Annotated in this window: 15 protein-coding genes; 1 reads left to right on the top strand and 14 read right to left on the bottom strand. The window is 64.3% G+C overall.

The window, feature by feature from the left end; genetic code table 11:
- Positions 1 to 49: 49 nt before the first annotated feature.
- The 6 genes from rpmG to mltA form a co-directional block, all read right to left on the bottom strand.
- Positions 50 to 220 (bottom strand): 50S ribosomal protein L33, encoded by a 171-nt coding sequence (gene rpmG, locus EBQ26_RS04345; RefSeq protein ID WP_095539778.1) that lies wholly within the window; start codon positions 218 to 220, stop codon positions 50 to 52.
- Positions 221 to 251: 31 nt separating this feature from the next.
- Entirely contained in the window at positions 252 to 485 is a 234-nt protein-coding gene (gene rpmB, locus EBQ26_RS04350) for a 50S ribosomal protein L28 (RefSeq protein ID WP_122237798.1), read from the bottom strand.
- 196 nt (positions 486 to 681) lie between these two features.
- Positions 682 to 1,809 carry an aspartate-semialdehyde dehydrogenase gene (gene asd / locus EBQ26_RS04355; protein WP_122237799.1) on the bottom strand — a complete coding sequence of 376 codons (1,128 nt, stop codon included), beginning with the start codon at positions 1,807 to 1,809 and terminating at the stop codon, positions 682 to 684.
- A 102-nt stretch (positions 1,810 to 1,911) separates the two neighbouring features.
- Complete coding sequence (locus EBQ26_RS12840) at positions 1,912 to 2,079, bottom strand: hypothetical protein (protein ID WP_238944131.1); 168 nt, start codon at positions 2,077 to 2,079, stop codon at positions 1,912 to 1,914.
- A gap of 167 nt (positions 2,080 to 2,246) precedes the next feature.
- Positions 2,247 to 3,347 (bottom strand): DUF3014 domain-containing protein, encoded by a 1,101-nt coding sequence (locus EBQ26_RS04365; protein WP_122237801.1) that lies wholly within the window; start codon positions 3,345 to 3,347, stop codon positions 2,247 to 2,249.
- 268 nt (positions 3,348 to 3,615) lie between these two features.
- The gene (mltA, locus tag EBQ26_RS04370) at positions 3,616 to 4,818 is read right to left on the bottom strand and encodes a murein transglycosylase A (protein WP_122237802.1); all 1,203 of its coding nucleotides are present in this window, start codon (positions 4,816 to 4,818) and stop codon (positions 3,616 to 3,618) included.
- A gap of 287 nt (positions 4,819 to 5,105) precedes the next feature.
- Here mltA and EBQ26_RS04375 point away from each other — a divergent pair, with 287 nt between their 5' ends.
- Positions 5,106 to 5,795: an OmpA family protein gene (locus EBQ26_RS04375; RefSeq protein ID WP_238944132.1), complete on the top strand. Its 690-nt coding sequence runs from the start codon at positions 5,106 to 5,108 to the stop codon at positions 5,793 to 5,795.
- 195 nt (positions 5,796 to 5,990) lie between these two features.
- On the opposite strand, the gene EBQ26_RS04380 is transcribed toward EBQ26_RS04375, so the two are convergent.
- The 8 genes from EBQ26_RS04380 to EBQ26_RS04415 all read right to left on the bottom strand — a co-directional run bounded on the left by EBQ26_RS04380 (position 5,991) and on the right by EBQ26_RS04415 (position 13,479).
- The gene (locus EBQ26_RS04380; RefSeq protein ID WP_122237803.1) at positions 5,991 to 6,578 is read right to left on the bottom strand and encodes an SCO family protein; all 588 of its coding nucleotides are present in this window, start codon (positions 6,576 to 6,578) and stop codon (positions 5,991 to 5,993) included.
- Between the two features lie 44 nt (positions 6,579 to 6,622).
- Positions 6,623 to 7,534 (bottom strand): heme o synthase, encoded by a 912-nt coding sequence (gene cyoE, locus EBQ26_RS04385; RefSeq protein WP_122237804.1) that lies wholly within the window; start codon positions 7,532 to 7,534, stop codon positions 6,623 to 6,625.
- Positions 7,531 to 8,760: a COX15/CtaA family protein gene (locus tag EBQ26_RS04390; RefSeq protein ID WP_238944133.1), complete on the bottom strand. Its 1,230-nt coding sequence runs from the start codon at positions 8,758 to 8,760 to the stop codon at positions 7,531 to 7,533. The genes cyoE and EBQ26_RS04390 overlap by 4 nt, the downstream gene beginning before the upstream one ends.
- A gap of 163 nt (positions 8,761 to 8,923) precedes the next feature.
- Positions 8,924 to 9,904, bottom strand: a complete 981-nt coding sequence (locus tag EBQ26_RS04395) for a quinone oxidoreductase family protein (RefSeq protein WP_122237806.1) — start codon at positions 9,902 to 9,904, stop codon at positions 8,924 to 8,926.
- Positions 9,901 to 10,359, bottom strand: a complete 459-nt coding sequence (locus EBQ26_RS04400) for a carboxymuconolactone decarboxylase family protein (protein ID WP_122237807.1) — start codon at positions 10,357 to 10,359, stop codon at positions 9,901 to 9,903. The genes EBQ26_RS04395 and EBQ26_RS04400 overlap by 4 nt, the downstream gene beginning before the upstream one ends.
- Before the next feature lie 195 nt (positions 10,360 to 10,554).
- The gene (locus EBQ26_RS04405; protein ID WP_122237808.1) at positions 10,555 to 11,997 is read right to left on the bottom strand and encodes an NAD-dependent succinate-semialdehyde dehydrogenase; all 1,443 of its coding nucleotides are present in this window, start codon (positions 11,995 to 11,997) and stop codon (positions 10,555 to 10,557) included.
- A gap of 78 nt (positions 11,998 to 12,075) precedes the next feature.
- A complete protein-coding gene (locus tag EBQ26_RS04410; protein WP_122237809.1) occupies positions 12,076 to 12,642 on the bottom strand; it encodes a hypothetical protein in 567 nt (188 codons plus the stop codon).
- Positions 12,643 to 12,657: 15 nt separating this feature from the next.
- Positions 12,658 to 13,479, bottom strand: coding sequence for a PPK2 family polyphosphate kinase (locus EBQ26_RS04415; protein ID WP_122237810.1), 822 nt, complete (start codon positions 13,477 to 13,479; stop codon positions 12,658 to 12,660).
- Positions 13,480 to 13,546 lie beyond the last annotated feature (67 nt).

Here is a 13,546-nt window from a genome sequence, read left to right on the forward strand (position 1 = left end):
GCATGTGCGGGCTTTGACTTTGGACTTAGGGCCTTTGAAGGGCCTCAAATCACTTCAGCTTGACTTCCTTGTACTCGACGTGCTTGCGAGCCTTGGGGTCAAACTTCATGAAAGACAGCTTGTCGGGCGTTGTCTTCTTGTTTTTGGTTGTGGTGTAGAAATGACCGGTGCCGGCTGTGGATTCCAGCTTGATCTTGTCGCGACCGCCTTTGGATGCCATGGTGATTACTCCTTACAGTCAAACATCGGTATCAAGCCTGGCCGCGCGCGCGCAGGTCGGCCAGCACCGCATCGATGCCCTTCTTGTCAATCAGGCGCAAAGCCGCGCTGGAGACGCGCAGACGCACCCAGCGGTTTTCGCTTTCCACCCAGAAACGCTTGTACTGCAGGTTCGGCAGAAAGCGGCGCTTGGTTTTGTTGTTGGCGTGGGAGACGTTGTTCCCCACGGCTGGGCGCTTGCCCGTGACATCACATACGCGTGCCATTTCGATTTCCCTTGTATGCAGCAGGCCAGTTGGCGTTTTTTCGCCTGGGCGGCCTGCCTCACCTCGCCAGACTCCAGGGTGGCGGTATCCCTTGCGGCGCCCTCTGGCTATCGCTAGAGAAAGACGCCGCAGATTGCGGAAAACCGGCGATTGTACTGCATTGACTGCATGCGCCGGGCCGCTCGCCTGTGGAGGGTCAATCCACCAGGATGCGCAGCATGCGGCGCAGGGGCTCGGCCGCGCCCCAAAGCAGTTGGTCGCCAATGGTGAAGGCGCCCAGGTACTCGGGGCCCATGGCCAGTTTGCGCAGGCGACCGACGGGGATGGTGAGGGTGCCGGTGACGGCCACGGGGGTGAGGTCGGCGATGGTGGCCTCTTTGGTGTTGGGCACGACTTTGACCCAGGCGTTGTCGGCGGCGATCATGGCTTCGATGTCGGCCAGGGGCACGTCTTTCTTGAGCTTGAAGGTCAGCGCCTGGCTGTGGCAGCGCATGGCGCCGATGCGCACGCAGTAGCCGTCCACGGGGATGGCGGGGGTGCCGAAGGCTTCGCCCAGGCCGAGGATTTTGTTGGTTTCGGCCATGCCTTTCCATTCTTCGCGGCTGACGCCGTTGCCCAGGTCGGAATCGATCCAGGGAATGAGCGAGCCGCCCAGCGGCACGAGGAAGTTGGCGGTTTCCTCGGGCGTGAGGCCGCGCTGCTTGGCGATGATGCGGCGGTCGATTTCCAAAATGGCGCTTTTCGGATCGGCCAGCAGGTCTTGGACTTCGGCGTTGAGCGTGCCAAATTGCGTCAGCAGCTCGCGCATGTGCTGGGCGCCGCCGCCGGAGGCGGCCTGGTAGGTTTGCGTGCTCATCCACTCCACCAAACCGGCTTTGTAGAGTGCGCCCACGCCCATCAGCATGCAACTGACAGTGCAGTTGCCGCCCACCCAGGTTTTGCCGCCAGCGCTCAGGGCCTGCTTGATGACGGGCATGTTGACGGGGTCGAGCACGATGACGGCTTCGCCCTCCATGCGCAGGGTGGAGGCGGCGTCAATCCAGTGGCCATTCCAGCCCGCCTCGCGCAGCTTGGGGTACACGGCCTTGGTGTAGTCGCCGCCTTGGCAGGTGATGACGATCTCGCATTTTTTCAGCGCCTCGATGTCGTAGGCGTCTTGCAGACGGGTTTCGTTGCGCGCCTGGGCGGGGGCCTGACCGCCGGCGTTGGAGGTGGAGAAAAAGACGGGCTCGATGGCGTCAAAGTCGCCCTCGGCCTGCATGCGCTCGAGCAGCACGGAGCCGACCATGCCGCGCCAGCCTACGAGTCCAGTGAGTTTTGCCATGATGAAAATCCTTCCTTGAGATGCGTACAGAAAAAAATCGGTTTTTCTGCCCCGGCTCGTCTGGCCGGTTGGAAGGACGGGCACGACGATCCGGGGCGAGTGTCAGCCCTTCGTTTTTGTCGTGATGATGGCGGCGGCAATGGCCACGGCATCCGTCGTGGGGATGGGGGCAGGCATTGCGCGACCAGCGTACGCCGCCGCGCGCACGCGCGCAGCCCCGGCCGCAAGGGCGGCGTGGCGGGGGGCGGAGTGCAAGGGGGGTACAGGCATGATGGGCGCGCAGTATAGCGGGCTTTGCCGGGCTTCAAAGGCTGCGCCCGGGGGCGCTGGGCTTTCCCAAAAAATACAATTCAACGTAAAAATGATTTGATTCAAATAATGCCAAAACAAGGGAATTTTATTTCTTTTTGATTTATAAAAATCCCAAATTCAGCCACTTACTGCACAGGCTGGGCGGTGATGGCGGCGCGAAAGGCGCGCAGTTGGGCTTTGATGGCGCGGGTGTTGTCCGCGCCCATGCGCAGCAGCATTTTTTGCCCGGCGGAGAGGGCTTCGAGCTGCGGATCGACAAACTGGTAGCGCACCCAGGGCTGTTGCGAGGCAACGGTGCTGCGCACGGGCATGAGCTGCACGCGCGGCGGCGTGGCGGGTTCGGGCGTTTGCAGCAGGTGGTCGATGACGGCGACGAGGCGGTCGTTGAAGTAGCGCCCGGGGTAGCCCAGCTCCTCATAGGCTTGCTGGAACAGCGCGTAGTGCTGGCGGTATTGCCGCGCGGCCTGGGGCACGTCCAACTGGCGCACGAATTGCATGGCGGCGGCGTAGCGGGCGTGGTTGGCGGGGGCGATGTGGGCATCGGCCTCGCCGCCATCGACGAGAAAGCGCGGCGGGGTGGGGTGCACGGGCCATTGGGCGGTGGGCGCGCGCTCGGCGGTGAGGTTGTCCACGGTGGCGACGAAGCGGCGCACGAGGCGCTCGGGCCGCACCCAGGCGGCGGCGGGGCCGGATACGGCCGGGGCCAGGGCGGCGAGGGTTTCGCGCAAATGAGCGTCGGAAGCGTCCAGCGCGGGCAAGGCGGCAGCGGCGGGCTCCAGCGGTTCCAAGGCGTGCAAGGGGTGGCTTGGGCTGGCAGGCGATGCGGGGGCGGCTTCAGCGGTCGCGGCGGTTTCAGCAGCGGTTTCAGCCACTGGAACGGATGGGGGGGCGAGGGCTGCTGCATCTTCTGGCGGCGGCGGTGGCAGCGGGATGGGGTTGTCCAGCGCCGTCATCGCATCGGGTGTGGGGGCCGGTGAGGCGTCAGGGCGGACGGCGGCGGGCTGGTCTTTGGCGCCTGGCCGTTCCCCCGACAGGCCATCGAGCCAGCCGCTCCAGCGCGCGCTCAGGCTTTGCCCGGCGTGCAGCAGGCGTTGGCGCTCTTGCGGCGCTTGCCATAGCCAGACGGCGACGGCGGCTGCCAGGGCCAGCGCGGTGAGAGTTTTCCAGGGCCGACGGCGCGGGCGAGGGGCCAGGCCGTGGGCATGGGCGCGGATGCGTTGCGTCATGGCGCGATTCCTTTTTGCGATGCAATCCAATCAAAAGAAATTAGACATCAATGAATTCATGCCAGAAAAAGGCAATTTCATTTCCTTTTGATTGATAAATTTCTGCCAGGCCATGCCTTTGGCAGCGCGAAAGGGCTTTGAGATCACGCCAGCGCCTATCGGTTCCGCAGCCCTGCCCTGTTGCACGGCCACACCCAGGCGCTCGCAGGCGTTCTCGGGCGCGACCCGGGGCTTGGGTGTGCAGTTTGGTGGTTTGGCCGCCTGGCCTTTACTGCGCCCCGTAGGGCAAGGGCGCGCCTTTGGGCCAGAAGGCCCACATGTACAGGTCTTGCTTGACGCGCCCGGCAAGCTGGCCGGCCTCCTCGCCCCAGCCGGCGAAGTAGTCGGCGCGCACGGCGCCGGTGATGGCGCTGCCGGTGTCTTGCGCCAGCACCAGGCGTTTGGTGTTGAGGGTGGGGCCTGCGGTCATCAGCCACACGGGCGTGCCGTAGGGGATGCTGCGGCGGTCCACGGCGATGGAGCGCCCGGGCGTGAGGGGCACGCCTTGCGCACCGCGCGGGCCGACGTGCAAATCCTGCGCAGGCAGGGTTTCCTCGCGGAAGAAGACGTAGCGCGGGTTGCTCCAGAGCATTTCCTGCACGCGCTCGGGCGGGTTGGCATCCACCCAGGCTTTGATGCCGGGCCAACTGGCGTCTTTGATCAGGCGGCGCTCGAGCAGCCAGCGGCCGATGCTTTTGTAGGGGTGGTTGTTGGTGCCCGCAAAAGCGGCGCGCAGGTGGCGGATGTCGCCATTGGGCTCTTGCAGGATCAGCCGCCCCGAGCCTTGGATGTGCAGCACCATGGCATCCACCGGGTTTTCCAGCCAGGCGATTTCCTTGCCGCTCAAGGCGCTGGCCGCGCCGGGGTGGCCGGAGTCGATTTGGGCGCGGCTAAACCACACGCCCTGGCCGGAGTAGCCCGAGGGCAGGCGGTACAGCGGCACCTCGAAGCCGCCCCCGCGCAGGCGGCGCGCGCGCATCACCGGCTCGTAGTAGGCGGTCAGCAGGCCCAGGTCTTTGCCCTCCAGCGTGCGCACCAGATAGGGTTGCAGGCTGCGGCGCATCCAGTCGCGGCGCGTGGCGTCGTCGGCAGTTTGCAGGCCGGCGACTTCGCTGCACACCACACGCCAGGCGGGCGCCGGGCGGGCGCAACTGTGCATCCAGGCGGGCCAGGCAGCGCCGAGTTCATCTTGCTCAAAGCCGGGCACATCGGCCCAGGGCACGGGCGTCCACAGCGCCGTCGGGCCGGGCACGCTGGGGCCTAGCGGGTGGGGAGTGAGGACCGGCAGAGCGCGCGGACGCACCACAGGCTGCGCGGGCGCGGGTTGCGGCGGCTCTGGCGCGGTGGAGCAAGCCGACAGCAGCAAGGCGCTGAAAGCGACGGCAACGGCCGCCAACGGGGCCAGCACACGGCGATGCAAAGGGGTGGACATGGGGAAAAAGCAGCAGCGGGAAAAAGCGCGCCGGGCAAGCCTGCGCATACGGTTAAGGGGGCCATGGCGGACGGCGGCGGCATGGCAACGCCGCAGCGCGCCCGACCCCGGGCATGCGCGCGGCGCGTGGATTTTGAGCAAAGGCTCTTGTGGCCCAGCATGACAACCGCCACGGGGGGCAGCGCGTTAGGGGCGTTTGTTCAACCACTTCGCCCTGCCCGCGCGGCGCGCATTATCCCTACTTGCAGCGCTGCTCCAGGGCGATTTTCTGACCCAAGGAGCATGACATGAGCATCCATTCCCGCACCACAACTCGCACCACCGCCCGCACAACAGCTCGCGCCATGTTGGCCCTCACGGGCGCGCTGGCGCTGGCGCTTTCCGGCTGCGTCAGCATGAGCGAGCAGCAGCGCTATACGGCCACCAGCGTCGGCGCAGGCACAGCGGCGGGCGCGGTGATCGGCGGCATTGCCAACGACGGGCGCGGCGCGGCCATTGGCGCGGCGCTGGGCGGGCTGGGCGGCTACGTGTGGTCGCAGCGCATGGAGCGCCAGCGCGCCGAGATGGATCGCGCCATGGCAAACACCGGCGTGGTGGTGACGCAAACGCAGGACAACCGCCTCAAGCTCGACATCCCCAGCGACATCTCGTTCGACACCAATCGCGCCGACATCAAGCCGCAATTTGCGCCGCTGCTCGACCAGTTCGCCTACAGCCTGCAACACAACCCCGGCACGGACATCGTGATCGTGGGCCACACGGACAGCACGGGCAACGACGCGATCAACAACCCGCTGTCGTTCAACCGCGCCGAGAGCACGCGCCAATACCTGGTAGCACGCGGTGTGGCGCCCCAGCGCATCCAGATCGATGGCCGCGGCTCGCACGAGCCTGTGGCCAGCAACGCCACCACAGATGGCCGCGCCCGCAACCGCCGCGTGGAAATCTACGTGGGCGAGCCTGCACAGCAGCAGTGAGAAAGACGGGGGCGCAGCGCATCAAGCGTTGATCGCTTCCCCAAAAAAACAAACCCTCGCATCAGGCGAGGGTTTGTTTTTGGGGCGAGCGGGAGCATCGCACCCCACACCGAAATCCAATCAAAAGAAAATAGAGCATTTACCCATCATGCCGAAACACGGTATTTTTATTTCCTTTTGATTGGTAAAAATCCATTACTTAGGCGCACTTTTCAGCAACTGGCGCACGTCGGCGACGACTTGCTCCACCGGCGTGCCATAGCGCACGTACAGGCGCAAGCGGCCCTGGGTGTCGTACACATAGCCTGCGGCCGTATGGTTGATGGTGTAGGAGTTTTCATCCGCGCCGGGCACCTTTTGGTAGGTCACTTTGAAATCCTTGGCCATCGCGGCCACCTGCTCGGGGGTGCCGATCAGGGGCACGGCATCGGGGTCGAAGTTGCCCAGGTACTCGCGCATGATCTCCGGCGTATCGCGCTCGGGGTCCACGGTGACGAAGACGATTTGCAGCCGCTTGGCGTCTTGGCCCAACTGCTCTTTGACCTGCGCCATTTCCACCATCGTCACGGGGCACACATCGGGGCACTGCGCATAGCCGAAAAAGATGAACACCACCTTGCCCGCAAAATCGGCCAGCGTGCGCATCTGGCCGCTGGCATCGGGCATGGCCCAGCTTTGGGCGTAAGAGGCGCCCGTCAAATCCAGGCTGTTGAAACGCAGCTTTTCCTCTTTCGCGCCACAAGCGGCCAACCCCAGCGCCACGCAAGCGGCCAGCGCCGCCATGCCCAGGCGGGACGCCCGCGCCGCAGCGCGCCATGAAACAGCCTTCACAAAATACCTCCAATTCTCAGGAAATGGTCCAGCAGCAAAGCCGCGAACACGCCGCTCAAGTGCCACAAAGACCAACGAAATGTGCGACGCGCCAGCGCGTCGGAATAGTCGCGCATCAAATGCCAGCCATACAGGCAGAACACGCCGCTGAACGCCGTGGCCAGCACCGCATACAGCCAGCCGCTCATGCCGATGGCCACGGGCAGCAGGCACGCCATCAGCAGCACCACGGTGTAGATGAAGATTTGCCGGCACGTGGCCTCGCGCCCGCGCACCACGGGCATCATGGGCAGGCCCGACTGGCGGTAATCCTCCATGCGGTACAGCGCCAGCGCCCAGAAGTGCGGCGGCGTCCACAAAAAGATGATGAGGAACATCAGCCACGCCTCGGGCGCCAGATCGCCGCGCATGGCCGCCCAGCCCAGCACCGGCGGCATCGCGCCCGAGGCGCCGCCGATGACGATGTTTTGCGGCGTCAGCGGCTTGAGCACGACGGTGTAAATGACGGCATAGCCCACAAACGTCGCCAGCGTCAGCCACACCGTCAACGGATTGATGTACGTCCACAGCAGCCAGCAGCCCAGGCCGCAGAGCACGGATAAAAAGACCAGCGCCTGCCAATCGGGCAGCTCGCCGCGCGCCGTGGGCCGCCAGGCGGTGCGTTTCATGCGCGCATCGATGGCCTTTTCCACCAGGCAATTGAAAGCCGCCGCAGCCGAGGCCACCAGCCAAATGCCGGTGCAAGCCAGCGCCATGCGCCACAGTTGCGCCCCGGTGGGCAGGCCGGGGAGCGCCATCACCATGCCGATGAAGGCACAGAACACGATCAACTGCACCACGCGCGGCTTGGTGAGTACCCAAAACTGGCTCCAGCGCGAGCGTTGCACCGGCGAGGCCAAACTCATCATGCGGCCCTCCCACGCTCTGTCGATGCCCCATGCACCTGGTGCACCACATTCGATTGGGTCACCAGCGCACTGGCGGCGCTGGCGGGCAAGCGCCGCGTCATCGCCAGCGCCAGAGTCACCACCACCGCCAGCGCCGCTGCGCCGCCGGTGTGCAACACCGCTGCCACGATGGGCCAATCAAACACCACGTTCGACAAGCCTGTGAGCAATTGCAGCAGCAGCAGCCCGGCCAGCCAGCGCGCCAACTGGCGCAACGGCTCGCCCGCGCGCCACAGCCGCACCACGGCCCAGCCCGCTACCGCCAACACCACCAGCGCAAACAGGCGATGCACGTAATGGATCGCCACCAGCGCAGGCAAGGTCAACAATTGCCCATCGGCCTGGTGGCCCAGCTCGCGCCAGACGGTAAATGCCTGGTCAAACTGCATCTGTGGCCACCACTGGCCATTGCAATCGGGGAAGGTGGTGCAAGCCAGCACGGCGTAATTCGTGCTGACCCAGCCGCCCAGCGCAATTTGCACCATGACCACCGCCAGGCTCAGCCACAGCGCGGCGCGCAGCAGGCCGTCCACGCGCACTGCGCTCACGCCCTGCGTGGCGCGCCGCCACCAAACAGCTTGCACCGCCAGCAGCATCAACAACACCACGCCGCCGAGCAAATGCAAGGTGACGATGGCGGGCATGAGCTTCATGGTCACCGTCCAAGCGCCAAACGCGCCTTGCAGCAGCACCCACAGCAGCGTCAGCGTCGGCCAGACGGGATGCGGCGGGGGCTGTTGTGCGCTTTGTTCGGGCGGGCGACGACGCCAGCGCCGCCACAGCCACCAGCCCATGCCGGTCATCACCACGATCAGCGCCCCGATGGCTTTGGCGAAATAGCGGTGGATGATCTCGATCCAGGCTTTTTTCTGCGTCACCGGCCCATCGGGCATGGCCTGCTCGGCGGCGCTGATTTGGGCGTGCGCGCCAATGGGGCTGGCGCTGCCATAGCAGCCGGGCCAATCGGGGCAGCCCAGGCCGGAGTCGGTCAGCCGCGTAAAGGCGCCGAACATCACCAAATCGAAGGTCAAAATCAAGGTCGTGACCGTCAAAGCATGCATCAGCCCCCAAGGGCCGCGCTTGCGGTTGCGATGCCACACCCACGCCAGCGGCACGCTTGCAATCAGCGCGCCCACCAGCAGTAGCTGAAGCAGCGGACTCCAATCGTACAGAGCGACTTCATTCACGCGCACATACCTCTGACACCTCTGCCCGGCAGCCGCCAACAGCCCATCCAAGCAGCGAAGTCGAAAAAAACCCCGGAAAAATCCGAGGCCGGTCAAAAAAGCCCGCCATTTTGCCGCAATTGCGCGGGCGTTGAAACCCGCGCGGGCAAGGCCGCCGAGGCCGTCAGGGCAGCAAGATGGTGGAGCCGGTCGTTTGGCGCGCTTCGAGGCGACGGTGCGCTTCTTGCACATCGGCCAGCGGCAAGCGCTGGTCGATGTGGATCTGGACCTGGCCGGACTGGACGACGGCAAACAAATCGTCGGCCATGGCCTGCGTGGCCTCGCGCGAGGACAAATGGGTGAACAGCGTCTGGCGCGTCAGGTACAGCGATTGCGGCGCCAGCGCCGCCGGGGCAAAGGGCGGCACGGGGCCGGAGGCGTTGCCGAAGCTGACCATCAGCCCAAAGGTTCGCAGGCAGGCCAGCGAACCTTCCCAGGTGTCTTTGCCGATGGAGTCGTACACCACCTTCACGCCCTGGCCACCGGTGATCTCGCGCACGCGCTGGGTGAAATCTTCGCGGCGGTAGTTGATGGCGTGGGCGGCGCCGTTGGCCAGGGCCAGGGCGCATTTCTCGTCGCTGCCTGCGGTGCCAATGAGTTGCAGACCCAGGGCTTTGGCCCATTGGCAGGCGATCAGGCCCACGCCGCCTGCGGCGGCGTGCCACAGCACGAAGTCGCCCGCTTGCAGCCCTTCGACGGGGCGGCATTTTTTCAGCAGGTATTGCACAGTCAGGCCCTTGAGCATCATGGCGGCGGCTTGCTCGAAGCCGATGCCATCGGGCAGGCGGCAGACGTTTTGCGCGGGCATGACGCGCTGATCGGCATAGCTGCCGATGGGGCCGCTGGCGTAGGCCACGCGGTCGCCCACCTGCAAATGCTGCACGCCGGGGCCGACGGCTTGCACCACACCGGCGGCCTCCATGCCCAGGCCCAGCGGCAAGTCGTTGGGGTACAGGCCGGTGCGGTGGTACACGTCGATGAAGTTCACGCCAATGGCGTGGTGGGCGATCAACACCTGGCCCTGGCCCGGCTCGGGCACGGGGGCGTCGATCAGTTGCATTTCTTCGGGGCCGCCGAAGCGGCGGATCTGGACGATGCGGTTCATGGCGTTGGGGTGTTGGATGGGAGTTGCTGGCCCTGGCCCTGGCGCTCGGCGTCGAAAGCGGCATCAAAAGCGGCATCGACGGGCACTTGCAAGGCGGTGGCGAGGTGGTTGGTTTTGGCGGCCAGGCCGACGATGCGCAGCAAGTCCGCGTACTGGGCGCTGCTCATGCCCTTGGCGCGCGCGGCGGCGGCGTGCGAGTGGGCGCAGTAGTTGCAGCTATTGCTGATGGAGACGGCGATGTAGATCAGCTCCTTGGTCAGCGGATCGAGCGCCGAGGGGCTGGCCATGACGGCTTTGACTTCGGCCCAGGTTTGTTCGAGCAAATCGGCGTCGAAGGCCAGGTATTGCCACATGTTGTTGATGAAATCCGTCTGGCGCGTGGCGCGGATGTCGTCAAAGACGGCTTTGACGCGCGGATCGGCCTCGGGGTTGGCGGCTTTGGCTACGGTGGACATGGGCTGGCTCCCGGGTTTATTCCATATCTTCAAGCAAAAAATATCCCTTTTTCGGCAATGCTGTATTGAATCCATTTGACCGCATGATCTGGAAATATGAAGATCACCCATCATGCCAATCAAACGAAAAACCACTTCAATACAGTCTTGCCGAAACAGGAAGATTTATTTTCTTTTTGATTGATAAAAAACAGCTCAAACGCCTGTCACCACCACCGCTTTGCTGATCAGGTGCTCCTCCAGCGCCTCGTAGCCGCCCTCGGTGCCCAGGCCCGAATCCTTGATGCCGCCAAAAGGCACTTCGGCCGTAGGAGTGGCGGGCTGGTTGACCCACAACATGCCCGCCTGCACCTGATCGCCCAGCGTTTGCACGTTCTTGAACGAGCGCGTGAAGGCATAGGCGGCCAGGCCGTAGGGCAGGCGGTTGGCTTCGGCAATGGCATCCTCCAGCCGCTCGAAGGTGCGCAGGCCGGCGATGGGGCCAAAAGGTTCTTCGTTGAACAGCAGCGCATCGGGCGCAGGGTTGCGCACCAGCGTGGGCGCGAAGAAGTTACCCGCCTGCCCCAGGCGCTGGCCGCCGGTGACGATCTCGCCGCCCTTGGCCTGCACATCGGCCACGATGCGCTGCATGGCCTGCACGCGCCGCTCGTTGGCCAGCGGCCCCATTTTGCTGCCCGCCTCCAGCCCGTTGCCGACCTGGATGCCTTCGGAAAACGCCACGTAGGCGCGCTCGAATTCCTGCGCCAGCGCGCTGTGCACCAGAAAGCGCGTGGGCGCGATGCAGACCTGCCCGGCGTTGCGGTATTTGGCTGCAGCCACGGCTTTGACGGCCAGGGCCACGTCGGCATCCTCGGCGACGATGACCGGCGCATGGCCGCCCAGCTCCATCACCACTTTTTTCATGTGCGCCCCGGCCTTGGCCGCCAGTTGCTTGCCCACGGCGGTGGAGCCGGTGAAGGTGACCAGCCGCACGATGGGGCTGGCGATGAGGTGATCGGAAATTTGCGCCGGATCGCCATACACCAGCCCGACCACGCCCGGCGGCACGCCCGCATCGACAAAGCATTGCAAAAAGGCGGCGGGTGAGGCGGGCGTTTCCTCCGGCGCTTTGCACAGGAAGGCGCAGCCGGTGGCCAGCGCCGGGCCGATCTTGCGGCTGATCTGGTTGAGCGGGAAGTTCCACGGCGTGAAGGCCGCCACCACGCCCACGGGATGCTTGAGCACCATTTGCGTGCTGGCCAGGTTGGCGCCGGGCACGATGCGGCCATAGACGCGGCGGCCCTCGTCGGCAAACCACTCGATCATGTTGGCGCAGCCCAGCGCCTCGGCGCGCGCTTCGGCCAGGGGCTTGCCCTGCTCCATCGTCATCAGCGTGGCGATGGCGTCGGCACGCTCGCGCAACAGCGCCGCCGCCTGGCGCATGACGCGCTGGCGCTCCACGCTGGAGGTGGCGCGCCAAACTTCGAAACCGCGCTGCGCGGCGGCCAGCGCCCGCTCCAGATCGGCCACGCTGGCATGGGCGACCTGGCCTATGGCCTGCCCCGTGGCGGGGTTGAGCACGGGCAAAGTACGGCCATCGGCGGCGTCTTGCCATTGGTTGTCGATGAGCAGGCGGGTGTCGGGGTAGGTCAAAGGCATGTCGGCTCCTGATTAATGGGACTGGGGATTTTTCAGCTCAAAAATTGAGGAAGAAAATTTGATTGGCAGCTTTTATTTTCAATTCACAACCTGTTTTCCATAAAGGGTGACGGTGCTATTAGCTTCCTGTAACTGGATGGCATTCATGTCCAATTTCAGGTTTTGCAAAATTCCAATGATTCTTTCGTGATTTACCAGCGGGGCGCCCACAAGCACCTTGTTGATACGAGGCTCGATTTGCACATAGTAAATCACGAGACGCAGGCCATTTTCCTCCCGGAACCGCTCTATTTCGCTATACACCGCGTTGAGCTGTTCAATATTTCTTTCCGCCTCTACAAACTCCAGCCTGTAATCGACATGCACCCGATTTTTGGCGGCTAAATCAGTGACGGCAATCACTTGATAGGCGCGATCTTCCTCATCGTAATCCACCCAACTGCCCGCATAACTGGCCCCCAAGGATTTTCGGATGGATTCACCATTTTCCCGCATTAGATCCAAAACCTCTTTATTACCAGGCACATTCATGCGAATCTGTATTTTCTCAATCACCTCGGCGCGTTTTTCGAAATAATCATCATCTCCGCTTGCAGCCAAAGCGCAATTCGCAGCCAAAAATAAGATGCCGATGATGTATTTCATATTCCCCTCCTGATTTCACTCCACCACCAACCCCGCCAGCGCTGCATTGGCGGGCGGCAGGCGCAGGCGCATTTCGCGCAAGGTGGTGTTGAGCAGTTGGGCGATGAGCAGGTTGCGCTGGTGTTTGTGGTCGGCGGGGATGACCCACCAGGGCGCGTGGGCGGTGGAGGTCGCTTGCAGCATGGTGGCGTAGGCGCGCTGGTAGGCGTCCCACTGGGCGCGCACGGTGAGGTCTTCGGGGGCGAATTTCCAGTTTTTGGCCGGGTCGTCCAGGCGTTTTTGCAGGCGGCGGCGTTGCTCGTCCTTGCTGATGTGCAGCATGCATTTGACGAGGGTGGTGCCGGTTTCGGCCAGCAGTTGCTCGAAGTGGTTGATGTGGGCGAAGCGGCGGCGCTGCTCGGCCGCGTCGATCTGGCCTTGCACGACGGGCACGAGCACGTCTTCATAGTGGCTGCGGTTCCACACGGCCAGCTCGCCTGCGGCGGGGACGACGGCGTGGCAGCGCCAGAGGAAGTCGTGCGCCTGCTCGCGCGCGCTGGGGGCTTTGAAGGCATGCACGCGCACGCCCAGCGGCGAGGTGCGCGAGAAGACCCAGCGGATGGCGCCGTCTTTGCCGCTGGTGTCCATGCCCTGGAGGATAAGCAGCACTTTGCGCCGCCCTTCGGCGTAGAGCATGTTTTGCAGCTCATCGAGCTCGAGCGCGAGCAAATCGAGCTGGGCGCGCTCGGCTTGTTTGCCGCCCACGTCGCAGGGGCGTTGGTCGGCAGCGATGTCGGCCAGCCCTTGCCTGGCGTGGATGCGGTAGGGCTTGAAGGGGGCAAAGGCGCGGCTGGGCATGGCAGTCTCCTTTTCTTTTATTGCAAATCAATGTGAATCGAAAACAAATACCATCATGCCAAAACAA

The organism is Allofranklinella schreckenbergeri (assembly GCF_003703475.1).
GTDB lineage: Bacteria > Pseudomonadota > Gammaproteobacteria > Burkholderiales > Burkholderiaceae_C > Lampropedia > Lampropedia schreckenbergeri.

Bases quoted from the DNA above. Each gene is read 5' to 3' on its own strand.
- rpmG (WP_095539778.1), bottom strand. From the start codon at position 220: ATGGCATCCAAAGGCGGTCGCGACAAGATCAAGCTGGAATCCACAGCC.
- rpmB (WP_122237798.1), bottom strand. From the start codon at position 485: ATGGCACGCGTATGTGATGTCACGGGCAAGCGCCCAGCCGTGGGGAAC.
- asd (WP_122237799.1), bottom strand. From the start codon at position 1,809: ATGGCAAAACTCACTGGACTCGTAGGCTGGCGCGGCATGGTCGGCTCC.
- EBQ26_RS12840 (WP_238944131.1), bottom strand. From the start codon at position 2,079: ATGCCTGTACCCCCCTTGCACTCCGCCCCCCGCCACGCCGCCCTTGCG.
- EBQ26_RS04365 (WP_122237801.1), bottom strand. From the start codon at position 3,347: ATGACGCAACGCATCCGCGCCCATGCCCACGGCCTGGCCCCTCGCCCG.
- mltA (WP_122237802.1), bottom strand. From the start codon at position 4,818: ATGTCCACCCCTTTGCATCGCCGTGTGCTGGCCCCGTTGGCGGCCGTT.
- EBQ26_RS04375 (WP_238944132.1), top strand. From the start codon at position 5,106: ATGAGCATCCATTCCCGCACCACAACTCGCACCACCGCCCGCACAACA.
- EBQ26_RS04380 (WP_122237803.1), bottom strand. From the start codon at position 6,578: ATGGCGGCGCTGGCCGCTTGCGTGGCGCTGGGGTTGGCCGCTTGTGGC.
- cyoE (WP_122237804.1), bottom strand. From the start codon at position 7,534: ATGATGAGTTTGGCCTCGCCGGTGCAACGCTCGCGCTGGAGCCAGTTT.
- EBQ26_RS04395 (WP_122237806.1), bottom strand. From the start codon at position 9,904: ATGAACCGCATCGTCCAGATCCGCCGCTTCGGCGGCCCCGAAGAAATG.
- EBQ26_RS04400 (WP_122237807.1), bottom strand. From the start codon at position 10,359: ATGTCCACCGTAGCCAAAGCCGCCAACCCCGAGGCCGATCCGCGCGTC.
- EBQ26_RS04405 (WP_122237808.1), bottom strand. From the start codon at position 11,997: ATGCCTTTGACCTACCCCGACACCCGCCTGCTCATCGACAACCAATGG.
- EBQ26_RS04410 (WP_122237809.1), bottom strand. From the start codon at position 12,642: ATGAAATACATCATCGGCATCTTATTTTTGGCTGCGAATTGCGCTTTG.
- EBQ26_RS04415 (WP_122237810.1), bottom strand. From the start codon at position 13,479: ATGCCCAGCCGCGCCTTTGCCCCCTTCAAGCCCTACCGCATCCACGCC.